Origin of the sequence: Phenylobacterium sp. CCH9-H3 (assembly GCF_001557235.1) — a bacterium.
In the GTDB taxonomy this organism is placed as follows: Bacteria; Pseudomonadota; Alphaproteobacteria; order Caulobacterales; family Caulobacteraceae; genus Phenylobacterium.
Genome location: NZ_LSJI01000203.1, coordinates 1 through 19059, shown reverse-complemented (window position 1 = coordinate 19059; position 19059 = coordinate 1). Strand labels below are relative to the sequence as shown.

Genomic DNA, 19059 nt, shown 5'->3' with positions numbered 1-19059 from the left:
ACACCCCGTCAAAGAGGGCTCCGATGTAGGTCATCCGGCGGGACTCGACAAACGCCACAGCTTGTGTTCATTCTTTGTTCCAGCTCGACCATAAGACGGAAGACGAGATGGCTAAATCGACGATTGCAAGGGCGGCCCTCCTGCTCGCCGGCGCGACCCTGATCCTCGCCGCCTGCGACAATGGCCCCTCGGCCGTGGCGCAGAAGCAGGCCGCCGGAACCCAGATGGCCGCCAGCGCCGACGACGCCGGCTCCGACGCCAGCTTCCGTTCGGACAATGGACCGCGGGAGGATCGCCGCCGCGAGCCGGTCCCCGAGGTCGACGGCAAGCCCATGTGGTCGGCCAGCCGCCGATACTCCGCCCAGGAAAACGCCCAGCGCGCCTTCGACCGCAACGGCCGCGCGTTCGGCGCCGACACCGTCGAGGCGTTCGTTCAGAAGGCTCACGGCTTCGTCTCGAACCCGCCGAAGGGCACGCTGACGCTCACCCGCAACAACGGCGATCGGCTGTTCTACGACCCCAAGGGCAACGTCTTCGCCGTCGCCAGCAAGGCCGGCGCGCCGCGCACCATGTTCAAGCCCGATGAAGGCATGGCCTACTGGGAAGAACAGAAGGCTCGCGAGGCCCGCCGGCAGGCCTCCCGCCGCAGCCGCGACGACGACGAGGCCTAGGCTCACAGGCTCTACGTGAGCCAGCCGCCGGCCAGGAACGCCACGCCCGAGACCAGCGCGCCCAGGGCGAACCAGAGAAAGGCGTTGCTTCTCGGCGGCTCGGCCTCGACGACGGCCACCGGCTGGCTCAGGCGGGCGATGTTGCGCAGCGCGGTCTCGGCCTCGCCCGCGAACTGCTTCACGCGGCTGACGGGCGAGAGCTCGCGGGCGATCCAGCGGCGGACGACCGGCTCGGAGGCGGCCCAGATGTCGTGTTCGGGATCGATCCGCCGGGCCACGCCCTCGACGGTCATCATGGTCTTCTGCAGCAGCACCAGCTCGGGCCGCAGGTGCATGTCGTAGAGGGCGGTGATCTCAAACAGCTGGGTCAGCACCCGGCTCATGGCCACGGCGTTGGCGCGCTGGCCGAACACCGGCTCGCCCACCGCGCGCAGCGCCTGGGCGAAGGCGGCGACGCTGTGGCGGCTCGGCACATAGCCGGCGTCGAAATGCACCTGGGCCACCCGGGGATAGTCCCGCTGCAGGAAGCCCCACAGGATCTCGGCCAGGTAGCGCCGCTCGACCGCGCCCAGCCGGCCCATGATCCCGAAGTCTACCGCCTGCAGCCGGGCCGGAGCCGCCGCGAACAGGTTCCCCTCGTGCAGGTCGGCATGGAAGACGCCGTGGTCCAGCGCCTGGGCCAGGAACGCCCGGGTTAGGTTGTCGGCCAGCGTCTTGCGATCCAGTCCCGGCTGGCTCAGCGCCGCCTCGTCGGACAGGGCAAGGCCCTCGGCCCATTCCAGGGTGAGGACCCGCTTGCCCACCCCCTCCCACAGCACGCGCGGGGCCGACATGTAGCCGTCCTTGGCCATGACCTCGGCGAGCTCGTCCGCGCCGGCCGCCTCCAGCCGCAGGTCCAGCTCCAGCTCGGTGGCCCGCACCACCGTATCGGCGAACTTCACCGGCTCCAGCCGGCGGATCGGCGGCGCCCAGCGCTGCAGCAGGCGCGCGGCCAGCTCCAGCACCGCCGAGTCCGCCGCCACGCGGCGTTCGATGCCGGGGCGCAGCACCTTCACCGCCACCCGCCGGCCGTCCGTCAGCGTCGCGTCATGCGCCTGGGCGAGGGACGCCGCCGCCACCGGCTCGCCGAAACGGGCGAACACGTCGTCCACCGGCCGGCCTAGCTCCTGGGCGACGATCGCCCGCGCCTGCGCCATCGGAAACGGCGGCAGTCGGTCCTTCAGATGCCCCAGATCCTCGGCGAACTGGCGTCCGAAGATGTCGCCGCGCGTGGACAGGAGCTGGCCCAGCTTGATGGCCACCGGCCCCAGCCCCTCCAGCGACCGCGCCAGCCGTTCGCCCGGGCGGCCCTGGCGCCGCGTCGCGAACAGCCGGAGCGTGTCGGCCAGCACCCGCACCGCGGGGGAATAGAAGGCGTCCAGCTCGCGCGGCAGCAGGGCGTCGTTGCGGACCAGCGTCCACCCGGCTCCGAACAGCCGACCATAGGCGCCCAGCGAGGCCATCGAGCCTAGATCGCCCGCCCGGTGTGCATGGCCGCCACGCCGCCCGAGAAATTCGTCCAGCCCACCTGGCTGAAGCCGGCGTCGGCGATCATCGCCGCGAACGCCTTCTGGTCGGGGAACCGCCGGATGCTTTCCACCAGGTACTGGTAGCTCTCGCGGTCGTTGGCCACGCGGGCCCCGATCTCGGGGATCACCTTGAACGAATAGGCGTCGTAGGCCGCGCGCAGCGCCTCGGTCGTGGGGCGCGAGAACTCCAGGCAGATGAACCGCCCGCCCGGCTTCAGCACGCGCCGGGCCTCCCGCAGCGCGGCGGGGATGTCGGTCACGTTGCGGATGCCGAAGCTGATCGAATAGGCGTCGGCGCAGCCCTCCGGCAGTGGCAGCCGCTGCGCGTCGCCCACGGCCCAGGCCATCTCGGGCGGCGAGCCCTTCTCCCGGCCCGCCATGATCATCTCGGCGTTGTAGTCAATCACGAACACCTTCGCGTCCGCCCCGCCCCGCCGTTCCTGCGCCCGCCGGGCCAGCTTGGCGAAGCGCCGCGCCATGTCGCCAGTGCCGCCGGCGCAGTCGACGATCACCTCGCCCGGCTGCGGATTGAGGCGCGCGGCCACCGCGTCCTTCCAGAGCCGGTGCACGCCCCCGCTCATCAGGTCGTTCATCAGGTCGTATCGCTTCGCCACGCGGTCGAAGACGCCGCGCACCAGGCTCGCCTTCTCGGAGGCGTCGACGTCGCGGAAGCCGAAGGTGGCCGAAGGTCCCGTCATGCGGCGTCTTTAGCGGGTGGGGCCTTGGCGCGCCAGCGATGGCGTGCCAAGCGGAAGCGCATGCCTGAATTGCCCGAAGTCGAGACGGTGCGGGGTGGCCTGGCGCCCGTGCTGGAAGGCCATCGGCTGGCGCGCGTGGAAGCGCGGCGTCCCGACCTGCGCTTCCCCCTGCCGCCCAATTTCGTACAGTTCCTGACCGGCGCCACGATCGAGAAACTGGAGCGGCGGGCCAAATATCTGCTGGCGCGGCTGGACCGCGAGGACACGCTGGTGATGCACCTGGGCATGAGCGGCCGGTTCGAGATCGCCCGGCCCGAGGGCTCCAGCCGCCCGGGCCAGTTCCACTACGCCCCCGACCCGGACCCCAAGCACGCCCACATCGTCTTCGAGACCGAGGCCGGGGCGCGGGTGACCTATTACGACCCTCGCCGCTTCGGCTACATGGCCCTCGTCAACACCGCGACCCTGCACCTGCACCCCTGGTTCGCCGGCCTGGGGCCGGAGCCGTTGTCGGACGCCTTCGACGCCGCTCACCTCAAGTCGGCCTTCGCGAACCGCCGACAGGGCCCGAAGACGCTCCTTCTGGACCAGAGGATCGTCGCGGGCCTGGGCAACATCTACGTCTGCGAGGCGCTGAACCGGGCCCGGATCTCGCCGTTCAAGCCCGCCGGCGGGATCAGCGGGCGGCGCCTGGCAAAGCTGGTCCCCGAGATCAAGGCGGTCCTGCAGGAGGCGATCGCCGCGGGCGGATCCACCTTGCGCGACTTCGCCCAGGCCGACGGGGCGCTGGGCTATTTCCAGCATCGCTTCCGCACCTACGACCGCGAGGGCCAGCCCTGCAGCAATCCCGGTTGCCGCGGGATCATCGACCGCGAGGTCCAGGCCGGCCGTTCCACCTTCTTCTGCCCGGTCTGCCAGACGTGAGCGTATCCCAAGTGAAGCGTATCCTGACGGGCCTCTGCGCCGCCCTCTCCCTCGCCGCCCTGGCCGCGCCGGCCCGCGCCGCGCCGCCGGTCTGGGTGGTGAAGGACGCCGATTCCGAAATGCTGCTGTTCGGGTCGATCCACGTTTTGCCGCCGGGCCTCGCCTGGCGCCCCGCCGCGCTCGACGCCGGACTGAAACGGGCCGACGACCTCTGGTTCGAGCTGCCGGCCGGCCCGGCCGCAGAGCAGGAGATCAGCCGGCTGGCCGCCTCGACCGGCGTGCTGCCGCCCGGGCAGTCGCTGTTCGCCCTGCTCACGCCCAGGGACGCCCAGCTGCTGCTCCGCGCGGCCGAGGGCCTGGGCGTGGACAAGACGACGCTCGACCGGCTGGAGCCGTGGCTGGCCGAGGTGGCCATTGCGGCGGCCGCCTACCGGGCCGCCGGGGCGGACACCCAGTTCGGCGTCGAGAAGATGGTCGAGGCCGCCGCGCCGGCCCGCGTTCGGCGCCAGGCGCTCGAAACGCCCGCCGAGCAGCTCGGCCTCTTCGACCAGTCGCCCCTGGCCGAACAGATCGCCTCCCTGAACCAGACCGTCCGCGAACTGCAGGAGGATCCGGAGGGGTACAACAAGCTGGTCCGCGCCTGGCTTGCGGGCGACGTGACGACGCTGGACCAGGAGGCGCTGGAACCCATGCGCCGGGCCTCTCCCGGGGTCTTCCAGCGCCTGGTGACCGACCGCAACGCCCGCTGGGTCGTGGAGCTGGACAGGCGGCTCAAGGGCAAGGGCCGGACCGTGGTGGTCGTGGGGGTCGGGCACCTCGTGGGCGCCGATGGCCTTCCCGCGCGTCTGCGGGCGCTTGGCTATTCGGTCACGGGGCCGTAAGTCGCTCCCCACCTGACCGGAGCGCCCCATGAGCTATGAGACCCTGATCGTCGAGACGCCCAGCGCGGGCGTGACCCTGATACGCCTGAACCGGCCCGAGGCGCTGAACGCGCTGAACAGCCAGCTCCTCGGCGAACTCTCGGCCGCCCTGGACGCCGCAGAGGCCGACGAGGCGGTGCGCTGCGTGGTCCTCACCGGTTCGGACCGCGCCTTCGCGGCCGGCGCCGACATCAAGGAGATGTCGGACAAGTCCTACGCCCAGATGTTCGCCTCGAACTTCTTCGGCGCCGCGGGCCGGCGGGTGGAGCAGTTCCGCAAGCCGGTGATCGCCGCCGTGGCGGGCTATGCCCTGGGCGGCGGCTGCGAACTGGCCATGCTCTGCGACTTCATCATCGCCGCCGAGACGGCCAAGTTCGGCCAGCCCGAGATCAACCTCGGCGTCATGCCCGGCATCGGCGGCACCCAGCGACTGCCGCGGGCCGTGGGCAAGGCCAAGGCCATGGACATGGTCCTGACCGCCCGGATGATGGACGCCGCCGAGGCGGAGCGCGCGGGCCTGGTCTCGCGCATCGTGCCGGCCGACAAGCTGCTGGACGAGGCCCTGGCGGCCGCGGCCAAGATCGCCGCCCAGTCGCCGCTGGCCGTGATGATGAACAAGGAGCTGGTGAACGCCGCCTTCGAGACCACCCTGGCCACCGGCGTGTCCATGGAGCGGCGCCTGTTCCACTCGCTCTTCGCCTTCGAGGACCAGAAGGAAGGCATGGCCGCCTTCGTCGAAAAGCGGAAGCCCGACTTCAAGGGCAAGTAGGCCGCGGCGAGATGGCGCCGAAGCGGCATTGACCCGCCCGGCCCGTTTCAGTATATCCGCGCCTCCAATTTCGCCCGCCGGCCAACCGGCGGGTGCTACCCGTTTCGAGAGCAGTTCCGAATGGCCAACACGCCCGGCTCCAAGAAGGCGGTCCGCAAGATCGCCCGCCGCACCGAAGTCAACACCGCCCGTCGTTCGCGCGTGCGCACCTTCCTGCGCAAGTTCGAAGAGGCTGTGACCTCGGGCGACGCCGGCGCCGCGAAGGACGCCTTCGTGAAGGCCCAGTCCGAGCTGATGCGCGCCGTCGGCAAGGGCGTGGTGCACAAGAACACCGGCTCGCGGAAGGTCTCGCGCCTGGCCGCTCAGCTCAAGAAGATGTCGGCGGCCTGATCGCCCGACCGCGGGTCTTTCAGGACCGGCGCCAAGCTTGAGCGTAGGGGGCGCCATTCCCCCTCTTCGCCTCTAGGAATTCTGATCAGCGGCGCCCTCGCGGGCGCTGCTTTTTTGTGCGCGGAAATTGGCTTTCGGATGCGCCGCCTGCGACCGATTTGCTCAGCCTCCGCACACGGTTTTGGGGCTTTCCCTTGGACTGAAAAGGGTCCCCCGCGAGTCAACAGAAATAAGTCTCGACGCCGCAAAGAATCACCGTTGACCCCCTAGGTCCCCCCATTAGTGTCGGGGGTCTTACAGGCGTCTTTGACTTGATCCCGGCGAAAACCGGGACGGCGGCGGACCACATGTGTTCGGCGAACAAGAGCCTGTTTGTGTTGAATAAATAGGTAGTCAGGGGGTTCGGGGCCCTGCCTGCCAGCATGGAACGATGGGGTTGCTAGGAATGACGAGCGGGGGGGCTGCGGGAGCTATGGCAAGCGCGCCGGCATTGGCCGTGTGGGGCAAGACCTGCCAGGTTCTCAAGCGCGAGCTGGGCGATGCGACCTTTGGGTCCTGGCTGGGCCAGGCGGCCCTGCGGGAGTCCGGCGACGAGGTCTGCGTCGTGGCGGCCACGGGCGTGGCGCGCGACTGGATTCGGCACAACGCCTGGCGCCGGATCGGCGAGCTCTGGGCGCAGAACGACCCCCTGGGTCGCCGCCTGGACCTGAAGTCACGGATGGAGGTCGAGGCGGTGTCCATGGCCGCCCGCCCGCCCGTCGCGGCCAACGGCCCGGCTCCGCGCGTGGCCGCCGCCCAGCAGGCGGTCGCCCAGACGGCGCAGGTGTTCGAGATCGAGGTGGAAGCCGTGGCCCCCGTCGCCGCCCGCCAGGGACGCCTTCAGGGCCTCCAGGAGCGCTATTCGTTCGACACCTTCGTGTCCGGCCCCGCCAACGAGTTCGCCTTCGCCGTGGCGCGCCGCGTCGCCTCCTGGGCGGACGGGCACTTCAACCCGGTCGTCTTCCATGGCCCCTACGGGTTTGGGAAGACCCACCTGCTCAACGCCCTGGCCTGGGAGGCCCTGCGCGCCTGCCCGGACAAGCGCGTGGTCTATCTGTCGGCCGAACGCTTCACCTCCACCTTCGTGAAGGCGCTGCAGGACAAGCAGACCGCCGCCTTCAAGGACGAGCTGCGCAACGCCGACCTGCTGCTGATCGACGACGTCCACTTCGTGGCCGGCAAGACCCAGACCCAGGAAGAGCTGTTCCACACGCTCATCGCCCTGGTCGAGGACGGCCGCCGCGTGGTGCTGACCGCCGACCGTTCGCCCACCGAACTCAGCGAGATGGAGCCGCGCCTGCGCTCGCACCTGCAGGCCGGCCTGGTCTGCGGCATCGAGCCCGCCGACCGCGCCCTGCGGCTCGGGATCCTGGAGCGCAAGCTCCACACCCTGGCCGTCCAGGGCGGTTTCCACCCCGCGGCCCGGCCCGAGGTGCTCCAGTTCCTCGCCGACCGTTTCACCGACAGCGTGCGCGAGCTCGAGGGCGCGCTGAACACCCTGGTGGCCCGCGTCGGCGGCGAGATCGCCCGCCTCAACCTGGACGAGGCCCAGGCCATCCTGCGGCCCCACCTGTCCGTGACCGAGCGCAAGGTGACGGTGGACATGATCCAGAAGGTCGTGGCCGAGCACTACGCCCTCAAGCAGGCCGACCTGATCTCCGAGCGCCGCGCCCGCGCGGTGGCCCGGCCCCGGCAGGTGGCCATGTGGCTGGCCAAGCAGATCACCACCCGCTCCCTGCCCGACATCGGCCGCCGCTTCGGCGGGCGTGACCACACCACCGTCCTGCACGCGGTGCGCCGCATCGAGGCCCTGAAGGGCGAAGACGCGACGATCGCCCGCGACGTGGACGTCCTGCTGCGCAAGCTTCGCGGCTGACCGCCCTTTTTGTGGGGAGCGCTGACGGAGGGCCCGCCGCGAGGCGGGCCCTTTGCCGTTCCAGCCGCCCAGCTAAGCTCGCCGGGTCCACAGGAAATATGATGCCCATCATATAAAAGTATGCCCCTTCCCGCCTTGAGGGCTGTGGGGCTCCGTTTCCATCTGACTACGCATCGCCGGCGACCTGTACGACCGGCAGGAGATGCGAAATGAACGACAAGACTTCCAAGGGCGCGGCCCTGATCACCGGCGCGTCCAGCGGCATCGGCGCGGTGTACGCCGACCGCCTGGCCAAGCGAGGCTACGACCTGATCCTGGCCGCCCGCGACGAGGTTCGACTGAACGCCCTGACCGCCCGCCTGCGCGCCGAGACCGGCGTGACGGTAGACGTGATCAAGGCGGACCTCACCGTTCGCGACGACGTGCGCCGGCTGGAGGCGCGGCTGCGCGATGACGCCAGTGTGGCCCTGCTGATCAACAATGCCGGCGCGGCGCTGTTCGAGCCGTTCGCGGTCGCCGCCGCCGACGGCCTGGACGACCTGATCCAGCTCAATGTGACCGCCGTCACCCGGCTGGCCAACGCCGCCGCCGCAGGCTTCACGCAGCGCGGCCGGGGCAAGATCGTCAACATCGGCTCGATCGTTGGCCTGATGCCGCAGTTCAAGAGCACCGTGTACGGCGCGACCAAGGCCTACGTCCTCTACCTGTCGGAATCGCTCAACGATGAACTGGCCGGATCCGGCGTGACGGTGCAGGCGGTCCTGCCAGGCGCCACGCGCACCGAAATCTGGGACCGTTCGGGCCGCGGCATCGAGAACGTGCCCGAGGAGATCCTGATGCACGTGGATGAGCTGGTGGACGCGGCCCTGGCCGGCCTCGACCAGGGCGAACTGGTGACGATCCCGTCCCTGCCCGACGCGGCCGACTGGGACGCCGTCGCGGCCGCCCGAGCCAACCTGCAGCCCAACCTGTCCAGGCCCCATCCGGCAGCCCGCTACGGCGTGCGGGTTTCCGAACCCGCGTGAGGTCGTCCGGGCAATGAAAAAGGCGACCGCATCGCTGCGGCCGCCCTCGTCATGTCAGCCTAGGCTGCCGCGCTCAGGCGTCGGCGGTTTCGGCCTGCTTGGCGGACAGGTCCTCGCCGGTCTCCTGGTCGACGACCTTCATGGAGAGGCGGGTCTTGCCGCGGTCGTCGAAGCCCAGGAGTTTCACCTTGACCGACTGGCCTTCCTGCAGGACGTCCGAGACCTTGTTCACGCGCTCGTTGGCGATCTGGCTCACGTGGACCAGGCCGTCCTTGGCGCCGAAGAAGTTCACGAAGGCGCCGAAGTCGACGATCTTGACCACCTTGCCGGTGTAGATCGCGCCGATTTCCGGCTCCGAGGCGATGGACTTGATCCAGTCCTTGGCCGCGTCGATCTTCGACTGCTCGGCGGCCGCGATCTTGATCGTGCCGTCCTCGCCGATGTCGATCTTGGCGCCCGTCTCGGCGGTGATCTCGCGGATCACCTTGCCGCCCGAACCGATCACTTCGCGGATCTTGTCGACCGCGATCTTGATGGTCTCGATCTTCGGTGCGAATTCGCCCAGCTCGGCGCGGGGCGCCTCCATGGCCTTGTTCATCTCACCCAGGATGTGGTCACGGCCGCCCTTCGCCTGCGCGAGGGCCTGCTTCATGATCTCCTCGGTGATACCGGCGATCTTGATGTCCATCTGCAGCGACGTGATGCCGTCGGACGTGCCGGCGACCTTGAAGTCCATGTCGCCGAGGTGGTCTTCGTCGCCCAGGATGTCCGAGAGAACGGCGAACCCGTCGCTCTCCAGGATCAGGCCCATGGCGATGCCCGACACCGGCTTCTTCAGCGGCACGCCGGCGTCCATCAGGGCCAGCGAGGAGCCGCAGACCGAGGCCATCGACGAGGAGCCGTTGGACTCGAAGATCTCCGAGACCAGGCGGATCGTGTAGGGGAACTCTTCGTAGGGCGGCAGCATCGGGCGGATCGCCCGCCACGCCAGCTTGCCGTGGCCCACTTCGCGGCGGCCCGGCGCGCCCATGCGGCCCGTTTCCCCGACCGAGAAGGGGGGGAAATTGTAGTGCAGCATGAACTTCTCATAGTACTTGCCGTCGAGGGCATCGATGAGCTGTTCGTCGTCGCCGGTGCCCAGCGTGGCCACGACCAGGGCCTGGGTCTCGCCGCGGGTGAACAGCGCCGAGCCGTGAGCCCGGGGCAGCACGCCCACTTCCGAGACGATCTGGCGAACCTGGTCGACCTTGCGGCCGTCGATCCGGATGCCGGTGTCGAGGATCGAGCGACGGACCACGTCCGCCTCCAGTTCCTTGAACACGCCGCCCAGCTTGTCGGGGGCCACGCCGGTCGGGTTGGCGTCGGACTTGGCGAACTTGGCGACGGCCTTTTCCTTCGCCGCGGACAGGGCGGCGTGCCGCTCGGTCTTGGCGGTGATCTTGTAGGCGGCGGCCACGTCCTTGCCGATCAGCTTCTTCACGTCCGCCTTGATGGCGTCGGTGTCGTCCGGCGTGAACTCGAACGGCTCCTTGGCGGAGTGCTCGGCCAGCTCGATGATCGCGTCGATCACGGCCTGCATGCCCTTGTGGGCGAAGGTGACGCCGCCCAGGACTTCGTCTTCCGACAGCTCCTGGATCTCGGACTCCACCATCATCACGGCGTCCTGGGTGCCGGCGACCACCAGGTCCATCCGGCTTTCCTTCATCTCGTCGGTCGTCGGGTTCAGGACGTATTCGCCGTCGATGAAGCCGACGCGCGCGGCGCCGATGGGGCCCATGAAGGGGGCGCCGGAGATCACCAGGGCGGCCGAGGCGGCGACCATGGCGACGATGTCGGGATCGTTCTCGAGGTCATGCGCCAGCACGGTGGTGACGACCTGGACCTCGTTCTTGAAGCCCTTCACGAACAGCGGGCGGATCGGACGGTCGATCAGGCGGCTGGTGAGGGTTTCCTTCTGCGAGGGCGCGCCCTCGCGGCGGGGGAAGCTGCCGGGGATCTTGCCCGCGGCGTAGAACTTCTCCTGGTAGTTCACGGTGAGCGGGAAGAAGTCCTGACCGGGCTTCGCGCTCTTGGCGTAGACGGCGGTCGCCAGGACCATGGTCTCGCCGTAGGTGGCCAGGACGGCGCCGTCGGCCTGACGGGCCATGCGGCCGGTTTCGAGCGTGAGCGTCTTGCCGCCCCACTCGATGGTCTTGCGTTTGATATCAAACATTTCTGCTTCTTTCTCGTCCCGCGGGCGTATTCCCGACGGGGGCGGACAGGGGATCGGTCTTCCGAAATCCTCTCCAATGGCACAGGCGGTGAGGATCTCGTCCGACCCTCGGCGTGTGTGGGGGAACTCACGCCCCCCGGTCGCCGCATGGATCCCCCGGCCTGTGACGGAGGAGCAGCCTCAAATGAGAAACGGACCCGGTTTCCTGGCAGGAAACGGGTCCGTTCGAAGAACTAGCGACGCAGGCCGAGCTTCTCGATGAGCGCCTGATAGCGGGCCGCGTCGGCCTTCTTCAGGTGGTCGAGGAGCGAACGACGGGCGGAGACCAGCTTCAGCAGGCCCCGGCGCGAGTGGTTGTCCTTCTTGTGCGTCTTGAAGTGCTCGGTGAGGTTCGAAATCCGTTCGGACATGATCGCCACTTGCACTTCGGCGCTGCCCGTGTCCGCGTCGCCGCGGGCATGGGTCTTGATGACTTCGGCTTTACGTTCGGCCGTGATCGACATCGGGTGTCTCCGCTCTAGAGATTGAAGACGCGCGAGGGTTCGAGCCGTCCCGCACGCATCTCGCAGAGCGCCACCATCGACCCGCCCGACATGGCTGAAACGGTTCTTGAGCCCGGCTTGAGCCCGGCCTTGACCGCTTCCACCTGTCGGGGAACGAGAACGATCGATCGTCCCTGCTTCAATCGAAAGGCGTCTTCGTCGGTCACGGCGAGCACCGGGATGTCGTCCAGTGCCGTCTCGACCGGAAGCAGGGCCTCCGATTGGCGGGCCTTATGCCCTAAATCCTCAAGCAATTCCAGTGCGACCGCCGATTGCTCCGTGAACCGCCCCACACGCGTGCGGCGAAGCGCGCTGACGTGGCCGCAAGCCCCCAGCGCCTCGGCGATGTCGCGGACCAGGGCTCGGACGTAGGTGCCCTTGCCGCAATCCACTTCCAGGGTGATGTGATCCGGATCCTCGGCGTCCACCACCCGGGCGTCGAACACGTTCACCTTGCGCGAGGCCAGCTCGACGGTTTCGCCCGCGCGGGCGAGGTCGTAGGCGCGCTCTCCGTCCACCTTGATGGCGGAATAGGCCGGCGGAACCTGGTCGATTTCGCCGACGAAGCGCGGCAGCACGGCCTGCACCTGGGCCAGGGTCGGCCGCACGTCGGACTGGGCGATGGTCTCGCCCTCGCGATCATAGGTCGCAGTCGTGCGGCCCCAGGCGATGGTGAAGCGGTACGACTTGTCGGCGTCCACCAGGAACGGGACGGTCTTGGTGGCTTCGCCCAGGGCGATGGGCAGGATGCCGGTGGCCAGCGGGTCCAACGTGCCGGCATGGCCCGCCTTCTGCGCGTCGAACAGCCGGCGGATGCGGCCGACCGCGTGGGTCGAGGTCAGGTCGTAGGGTTTGTCGAGATTGATCCAGCCCGAAATGGCCTGGCCCCTCTTGCGGCGGGCCATCAGTCCTCGTCCTTCCAGGAGTCCGAAGGGGCGTCCGGGGTGAGGTCCTGGCGCACGCGCGGGTCGTCGAACAGGCGCGCCATCCGCGCCGCCTCGTTGAAGCTCTCGTCGTGGCGGAAGTGCACGTCGGGCGTGAAGCGCATGTCGATCATCCGGCCCAGATGGCCGCGCACGAACTTCGAATGCTTGTTCAGCGCCTTGACCACCTCGTCGGCGTTCTCGCCGCCCAGGGGCTCGACGAAGACGGTGGCGTGGCGCAGGTCGGGGTTCATCCGCACCTCGGTCACGGTCACCGAGACGCCGGCGAGGACCGGATCGTTGATCTCCTCCTCGCGGAAGATCTCGACCAGGGCGTGGCGGACCAGCTCGCCGGCGCGCAGCTGCCGCTGCGACGGGCCCTGCGGCGCGGCGCGGCCATTGGAGGGGGAACGTTTCATGGGATCAGCCTTCGCAACCCTGCCGGGCGGATCGGACGCCCGCGCAGGAAAGCGGCGGCTTCTAGGGCATCACCCCGCCGTTGTCATCCCGTCAGTTGAAGGTCGTTCAGGCCGAGCTCGGCGCAGCCGGGTCGGGCGGCGGCGCCGATGGCGGGGACGGATCGTCCGCGTCGCCGCCGGTCGGCTCCTTGAGGCAGTCGATGACGGCGGCGATCAGGTTGTCGACGGGGATTTCGAGGAAAGCGTGCTCCTGGGGCCAGATCTTCGAGGATCTCGTAGATCTCGGTCCGGCCGAGGAAATCGTATTCGCCGTCGTAGTCGGGCGCTTCGCGCTCGCGCTCGACGAACCGCAGGGCCGCCGCAGCGGCCTTGTCGATATGGGCGCGGACGGGGTGCGTAAGATGCCGGCGGCTCGCCTCGCGCGGCGTCATGGCCAAGGGCGTCGTGCGGATGCGGTGGATCTCGCGCTCGCGGGCCAATCGGGCCTTCAGGGCGAGGGTTTGGCGCAGGGAGCGGGTCAAGCGGTGATAGGTGCGGCCGAAGCGGTCGATCTCATCGGCGTCCTCGGCGGCCATCAGGCGCGCATGGACCTTCTCGGCGGCGGCGAGATCCAGCTCGGCCAGCTGCCCCAGCATCGCCTCCTCGCGGGAGGGCATGTCGGGTCCATCGGACATGGGCGACACAGAAACACGGCAGTGCGTCAGATGCGGACGTAGATGCGGGGCGGCGCACTCGCAAATCGGGGGAAGAGATAGGGCGCTAAGTCGCCCCTGTCCGCTCCCGGAAGAACTGGATCACCCGCTGTTCGGCGGCCTTGGTCGGCCCCTCTTCCTTCAGGTGAAGGGTGAGGACCGAGTGGGGCGGGATGATCGCGGGCGCGGCGTCCCCGTCCTCCAGCTCGATGACCTCGAAGCGATCGCCCAGCTCGCGGCGGTAGGTCTCGAAGCGCGCATCGGGGACGAGCTTGTCGCTCCTGAACCGAAGGCCCAGCACCGACAGGTCCTCATCGGCCAGCCGACCCTTCACGCAGGCGAGTTCCTCACCCGAAAGGCCGATCTGCGCTGCGCCCTTCTTGTTGATCGGCAGGGACGGCTGCGACAGCACGGGCGCCACCATCGACGGATCGGTCATCATCGCCAGGGCGAAGCCGCCCGTGAAGCACATGCCGACCGCGCCGACGCCCTTCCCGCCGCAGTCGGCATGGGCTTTGCGGGACAGCGCCCGCAGCCAGTCGGCCACCGGGCTCGAACGATCGCCACGCCAGACGTAGAATTCGCGCCGGATGCACAGCACCCCCAGCGCCGTCGCCAGAGTGTAGCCGCGGCTGACCGGCTTGCCCGGCGCGCCGAACAGGCTGGGGCAGAAGACCGACATCCCGGCCTCGGCCACTCGGTCGGCGAAGCGGATCACCAGGGGATGCAGGCCCGGCATCTCGTGCATCACGATCACTGCCGGGCCAGCCCCGCGACGATAGACAGGATAGGTCCGCCCCGCGTGCGTGAAGTCGAACCTGTCGTACGCGGCCAGCGCGGCGTCGTGCCCCATGCCCATCCCCCTGTTCGGAGGGAGCTTAAGCCGATCAGCGCTTGAGGCGCAGCATCGAAAGGTCGCCCTCGAAGCCGGACAGCTTCCAGCGGCCGTCCGGCGCCTTGGCGAAGATAAGCAGGCAAGGCCCATCCTTCTTGGTCACGGCGCAGACGCGGCTGTCGGGCAGCTCGCGCAGCATGGTCGAGATGCCGATGGGGCCGGGAATCTTCATGTCGGGGCGATAGCCGTAGTAGTCGGCCACAGCGCGGAAGACGCCGGGCTGCACCAGCGCCTCGCCGGCCAGTTCGGCCAGGCCCGGCGCCAGGATGGCGGCGAGGCCCATCGGCACGCGCCCATCCCTGGACGCCTCCGTCACCAGCCGCGCTTGAATTTCCCGCTTCAGGGCCGGGCGGTCCACCAGGGTCTCGAACGTGGCGGCGTCGCCATCGCGGATCGAGATCAGCAGGGCATGAACGTCGCCGGCGGAATCCAGCTTCTGCACCGTGGCGCAGGCCGCGAGCGTCGCAGCCACGAGGGCGATCAGGGCCGTGCGAAACATCGATCCTCCGTCGAGAGCTGGACCATGGTGACTACCCGATCCCGAACCGGAGATGAACGCCCGGGGCGCCGGCGCGTGCCGCCGCGCTGGGCGCCCATCGGCGGGCGATGATGGCGAACGCCGCAGGAGGGTCGCCCGCCGGGCGACCACGCAAGCCTCGCTTGGCCTGGCGGGGCGGATGCGCTTCCCTTCGCCCCTCGGATGGAATTGGGGCGGATCGCGATGCGGGTTGAAAAGCAGGCGGGCGGCGATGTCGCGGCCGATCTGGCGGGACGCGGCTATTCGCGGCGGGCGATCGGACGGGTGTTCAGCCTGCTGGCGGCGGGCGCCGCGGTGGGGCCGCTCGTGGCTCCGGCGGCCTATGCCCAGGCCGGCGGCGCAGCCGGCAAGGCCGTGAGCAAGGTCCGCATCGGCGCCAACGAGTGCTGGACGGGACCGCTGGAGCCAGCCGCCCACGCCGCGGCCGCGGCCGTCTCCGGCGGCAACCGCTATACCGGGTCCGAGCGGGCCGACTTCGTGAAAGCGCTCGCCAGCGTCGAGAACGTGCCTCCGGCCTATGTCAGCGTCTGGCCGGGATCCAGCGATCCGATGTCCCGCATCATCGTCACCTATTGCTCGCCGTCGCGCGGGCTGGTCACGGCGGACCCGACCTTCGAGCTGGCCGAGGGCGTCGCGCGCTACATCGGCGCGCCCGTCAAGCGCGTGCCGCTCACCAAGGACTACGCCCACGACGTGAAGGCGATGCTGGCGGCGGACCCGAACGCCGGGGTCTACTACATCTGCACGCCCAACAACCCGAGCGCCACGTTGACCGGCCTGCCCGACGTGGAGTGGCTGCTGGCCAACAAGCCGGCCGGCTCGATCGTGCTGCTGGACGAGGCCTATATCCATTTCAGCGAAGCGCCGGCGGGCGCCTATCTGGCGGCGCAGGACGAGGATGTGATCGTCCTGCGCACCTTCTCGAAGCTGTTCGGCATGGCCGGCATGCGGCTCGGCGCGACCATCGCCAAGCCCGCGCTGATGGCCAAGACCATGCGCTACGACGGGATGATGGCGAGCTTCGCCCTGCCGACGCCCTCTGTCGTCTGCGGGACGGTGAGCCTGACCCAGGCGGATCTGATCCGGAAGCGGCGCGAGGAGATGGAGCGCGTCCGGGCCGACACCCTGGCCCTGCTCGACAGGCGGAAGCTGGACTACATCCCGCCGAAGGCGAACTTCTTCATGGTCGACTGGAAGCGGCCGGCGGTCGAGGTGAAGAAGGCGATGGCCGAGCAAGGCGTCGAGATCGGCCGCAACTGGCCGATCTGGCCGACCCGCTCACGGATCACGATCGGATCGGGCGAGGAGATGGAAGCCTTCAAGCGGGCGGTCGTCTCGCTGAACCTGTAGCAGCCGAATGCAGAAAGGCCCCTCCATCGCTGGAGGGGCCTTCCGCTTGTCGAACCTGGCGGCCGTCGAGCACTTCCCGCGCGGACGCCTGATATGGGGTCCGCGTCGGGCCATTGCGCCCTACAGGCTCCGCTTCACCTCTTCGAGGTTGAAGCATTCGATGACGTCGCCCGGCTTGATGTCCTGGAAGCCCTGGAACGCCATGCCGCACTCCTGGCCGGACGGGACCTCGTTGACCTCGTCCTTGAAGCGCTTGAGCGTCTGCAGGACGCCCAGTTCCAGCACCACCACGTCCTGACGGATGATCCGGACGCGCGCGCCCTTTCGGACCACGCCCTCGGTGACCCGGCAGCCGGCGACCCGGCCGACCTTCGAGATGTCGAAGGCCTGCAGGACCTCGGCGTTGCCCAGGAAGGTTTCCCGCTGGATCGGCGCCAGCATGCCCGAGAGCACGCCTTTGATGTCGTCGATCAGGTCGTAGATGATCGAATAGTAGCGGATCTCGACGCCTTCGCGCTCGGCCAGCGCCTGCGCCTGCTTCGAGGCGCGGACATTGAAGCCGAGGATCGGCGAGCCGGCGCCCTTGGCCAGCATGACGTCGCTCTCGCTGATGGCGCCCGCGCCCGACAGGATGATCCGCGCGCGGACCTCCTCGTGCGCCAGCTTCTCCAGCGACCCGACGATGGCCTCGGCCGACCCCTGCACGTCGGCCTTGATGATGACCGGCAGCTCCGAGACCTTCTTGTCGGCCAGCTTGGCCATCATGTCGGCCAGGCTCGCGCTCTGAACCGGCGCGCCGGCCTTTTCGCGCTTCACCCGGATCCGGTACTCGGTCAGCTCGCGGGCGCGGGCGTCGTTCTCCACGACGGCGAAGGGCTCGCCCGGCGCGGGGGTGCCGTCCAGGCCGAGGATCTCCACCGGCACCGAGGGGCCGGCTTCGTCCAGCTGCTCGCCGCGCTCGTTGAGCAGGGCGCGCACGCGGCCGAAGGTGTCGCCGGCCACGACGATGTCGCCGCGCTTCAGCGTGCCGCGCTTGACCAGCACGGTCGAGACGGCGCCCCGGCCGCGATCCAGCTTGGCCTCGATGACGACGCCGTCCGCGGTGCGGTCGGGGTTCGCCTTCAGATCCAGGACTTCGGCCTGCAGCAGGATCGCCTCGATGAGGTTGTCCAGACCCATCTTCTGGGTGGCCGAGACCTCGATCGCCTGGGTGTCGCCGCCCAGGCTTTCCACCACGATCTCGTGCTGCAGCAGCTCGTTGATCACGCGGGTCGGGTCGGCGCCGGGTTTGTCGATCTTGTTGATCGCCACGATGATCGGCGCGCCGGCGGCCTTGGCGTGATTGATCGCCTCGACCGTCTGCGGCATCACGCCGTCGTCGGCGGCCACCACCAGCACCACGATGTCGGTCACGTTGGCGCCGCGCATCCGCATGGCGGAGAAGGCGGCGTGGCCGGGGGTGTCGAGGAAGGTGACCTTCTCGCCGCTTTCCAGCCGCACCTGATAGGCGCCGATGTGCTGGGTGATCCCACCGTGCTCGCCCGCGACCACGTCGGTGGAGCGCAGGGCGTCGAGCAGCGAGGTCTTGCCGTGGTCGACGTGGCCCATGACGGTCACGACGGCCGGACGCGGCATCAGATGATCGTCCACGTCCTCGGCGCCGATGAAGCCTTCTTCGACGTCGGCCTCGGACACGCGCTTCACGGTATGGCCGAACTCGGTGGCCACCAGCTCGGCGGTGTCGTTGTCGATGACGTCGTTGATCTTCAGCATCACGCCCTGACGCATCAGGAACTTGATGATCTCGACGCCGCGCGTGGCCATGCGGTTGGCGAGCTCGCCCACCGTGATCACGTCCGGGATGACGACCTCGCGGGCCACGCGGGCCTGTTCCTGGACGCCGCCCCTGCGCTTCTCGCGCTCACGCTCGCGGGCGCGGCGGACGGAAGCGAGCGAACGCATCCGCTCGGCGCCCTCGGCGTCGCCGGCCACGGTCTGGATGGTCAGGCGGCCTTCACGGCGGGTTGGCGCGCCCTTGACGCGGCTGATCGCCTTGCCGGGGCCAGCGTCGCGGCGACGGTCGTCCTCGTCCGGACGACGGTCCATCGCAGCCCCGCCGGGGCGCGGAGCCTGGCGCGCGGCGCGCTGGACTTCGGGCGTGGCGGGCGGAGCGGCCGGGCCGGTCCGGGGACCGCCGGGACCACGCGGGCCGCCGGGGCCGCGGGCACCGCCGGGCGCCGGGCGCGGGGCCAGGGCCGAATAGCGAACGGTGCCGCCCTCGGGACGCGGCGCGCCGCCCTGGGGAGGGCCACGGTCGTCGCGCCGCGGCGCGCCGCGATCGTCCCGCGGCGGGCGCGGGCCGTCGGCGCGAGGCGCGCGCTGGCCGAAGTTGGCGTTCTCGTAGCGGCCCTGGGGACGCTCGGGACGGTAGGTGGTGGTGGTCGGCCGGTCGTCACGGCGATCGTGCGACGGCTGATAGGTGCGGGTCTGGCCGGCCGGCGGCGGGCCGGAAGGCGCCTGCGGACGCGGCGCGGGCGCGGCGGCCTGGGCCGGCGGAGGGGCGGCCTGGACCGGAGGCTGCGGCGCGCCGGCCGCCGCGCCGCAAACC

At 69.6% G+C, this 19059-nt stretch carries 18 protein-coding genes; 8 read left to right on the top strand and 10 right to left on the bottom strand.

Annotated features, from left to right (window positions below; genetic code table 11):
- Positions 1-107 precede the first annotated feature (107 nt).
- Complete coding sequence (locus tag AX721_RS17785) at positions 108-671, top strand: hypothetical protein (RefSeq protein ID WP_068877347.1); 564 nt, start codon at positions 108-110, stop codon at positions 669-671.
- An 11-nt stretch (positions 672-682) separates the two neighbouring features.
- Here the strand turns inward: AX721_RS17785 and ubiB are convergent, their stop codons facing one another.
- The gene (ubiB, locus tag AX721_RS17780) at positions 683-2173 is read right to left on the bottom strand and encodes a 2-polyprenylphenol 6-hydroxylase (RefSeq protein WP_068877319.1); all 1491 of its coding nucleotides are present in this window, start codon (positions 2171-2173) and stop codon (positions 683-685) included.
- A gap of 5 nt (positions 2174-2178) precedes the next feature.
- On the bottom strand, positions 2179-2937 hold the full coding sequence (locus tag AX721_RS17775) for a class I SAM-dependent methyltransferase (RefSeq protein WP_068877318.1): 759 nt from the start codon (positions 2935-2937) through the stop codon (positions 2179-2181).
- A 60-nt stretch (positions 2938-2997) separates the two neighbouring features.
- On the opposite strand from AX721_RS17775, the gene mutM reads away from it, so the two are divergent.
- The 6 genes from mutM (at position 2998) to AX721_RS17745 (ending at position 8880) form a co-directional block, all read left to right on the top strand.
- Entirely contained in the window at positions 2998-3861 is an 864-nt protein-coding gene (mutM, locus tag AX721_RS17770; protein WP_068877317.1) for a bifunctional DNA-formamidopyrimidine glycosylase/DNA-(apurinic or apyrimidinic site) lyase, read from the top strand.
- Between the two features lie 11 nt (positions 3862-3872).
- On the top strand, positions 3873-4742 hold the full coding sequence (locus AX721_RS17765; RefSeq protein ID WP_068877316.1) for a TraB/GumN family protein: 870 nt from the start codon (positions 3873-3875) through the stop codon (positions 4740-4742).
- Between the two features lie 28 nt (positions 4743-4770).
- Positions 4771-5550: an enoyl-CoA hydratase gene (locus tag AX721_RS17760; protein WP_068877315.1), complete on the top strand. Its 780-nt coding sequence runs from the start codon at positions 4771-4773 to the stop codon at positions 5548-5550.
- 120 nt (positions 5551-5670) lie between these two features.
- The gene (rpsT, locus tag AX721_RS17755) at positions 5671-5940 is read left to right on the top strand and encodes a 30S ribosomal protein S20 (RefSeq protein WP_068877314.1); all 270 of its coding nucleotides are present in this window, start codon (positions 5671-5673) and stop codon (positions 5938-5940) included.
- Between the two features lie 430 nt (positions 5941-6370).
- Positions 6371-7855: a chromosomal replication initiator protein DnaA gene (dnaA, locus tag AX721_RS17750; RefSeq protein WP_068877313.1), complete on the top strand. Its 1485-nt coding sequence runs from the start codon at positions 6371-6373 to the stop codon at positions 7853-7855.
- Positions 7856-8064: 209 nt separating this feature from the next.
- A complete protein-coding gene (locus AX721_RS17745; RefSeq protein WP_068877312.1) occupies positions 8065-8880 on the top strand; it encodes an SDR family oxidoreductase in 816 nt (271 codons plus the stop codon).
- A gap of 73 nt (positions 8881-8953) precedes the next feature.
- On the opposite strand, the gene pnp is transcribed toward AX721_RS17745, so the two are convergent.
- The 7 genes from pnp to AX721_RS17710 form a co-directional block, all read right to left on the bottom strand.
- Entirely contained in the window at positions 8954-11092 is a 2139-nt protein-coding gene (pnp, locus tag AX721_RS17740) for a polyribonucleotide nucleotidyltransferase (protein ID WP_068877311.1), read from the bottom strand.
- A gap of 233 nt (positions 11093-11325) precedes the next feature.
- Positions 11326-11595, bottom strand: coding sequence for a 30S ribosomal protein S15 (gene rpsO / locus AX721_RS17735; RefSeq protein ID WP_068877310.1), 270 nt, complete (start codon positions 11593-11595; stop codon positions 11326-11328).
- A 14-nt stretch (positions 11596-11609) separates the two neighbouring features.
- A complete protein-coding gene (gene truB / locus AX721_RS17730; protein WP_068877309.1) occupies positions 11610-12539 on the bottom strand; it encodes a tRNA pseudouridine(55) synthase TruB in 930 nt (309 codons plus the stop codon).
- Positions 12539-12976, bottom strand: a complete 438-nt coding sequence (gene rbfA, locus AX721_RS17725; RefSeq protein WP_068877308.1) for a 30S ribosome-binding factor RbfA — start codon at positions 12974-12976, stop codon at positions 12539-12541. The genes truB and rbfA overlap by 1 nt, the downstream gene beginning before the upstream one ends.
- A gap of 83 nt (positions 12977-13059) precedes the next feature.
- Positions 13060-13632 carry a hypothetical protein gene (locus tag AX721_RS17720; RefSeq protein WP_068877307.1) on the bottom strand — a complete coding sequence of 191 codons (573 nt, stop codon included), beginning with the start codon at positions 13630-13632 and terminating at the stop codon, positions 13060-13062.
- Between the two features lie 103 nt (positions 13633-13735).
- Positions 13736-14521 (bottom strand): dienelactone hydrolase family protein, encoded by a 786-nt coding sequence (locus AX721_RS17715; RefSeq protein ID WP_068877346.1) that lies wholly within the window; start codon positions 14519-14521, stop codon positions 13736-13738.
- A gap of 34 nt (positions 14522-14555) precedes the next feature.
- The gene (locus tag AX721_RS17710) at positions 14556-15062 is read right to left on the bottom strand and encodes a DUF2939 domain-containing protein (RefSeq protein ID WP_068877306.1); all 507 of its coding nucleotides are present in this window, start codon (positions 15060-15062) and stop codon (positions 14556-14558) included.
- Positions 15063-15284: 222 nt separating this feature from the next.
- On the opposite strand from AX721_RS17710, the gene AX721_RS17705 reads away from it, so the two are divergent.
- Positions 15285-16451: a pyridoxal phosphate-dependent aminotransferase gene (locus AX721_RS17705; RefSeq protein WP_068877305.1), complete on the top strand. Its 1167-nt coding sequence runs from the start codon at positions 15285-15287 to the stop codon at positions 16449-16451.
- A 120-nt stretch (positions 16452-16571) separates the two neighbouring features.
- Here AX721_RS17705 and infB read toward each other — a convergent pair.
- Positions 16572-19059: translation initiation factor IF-2 (infB, locus tag AX721_RS17700; protein WP_068877304.1), on the bottom strand; the 2488-nt coding region annotated here is incomplete at its 5' end.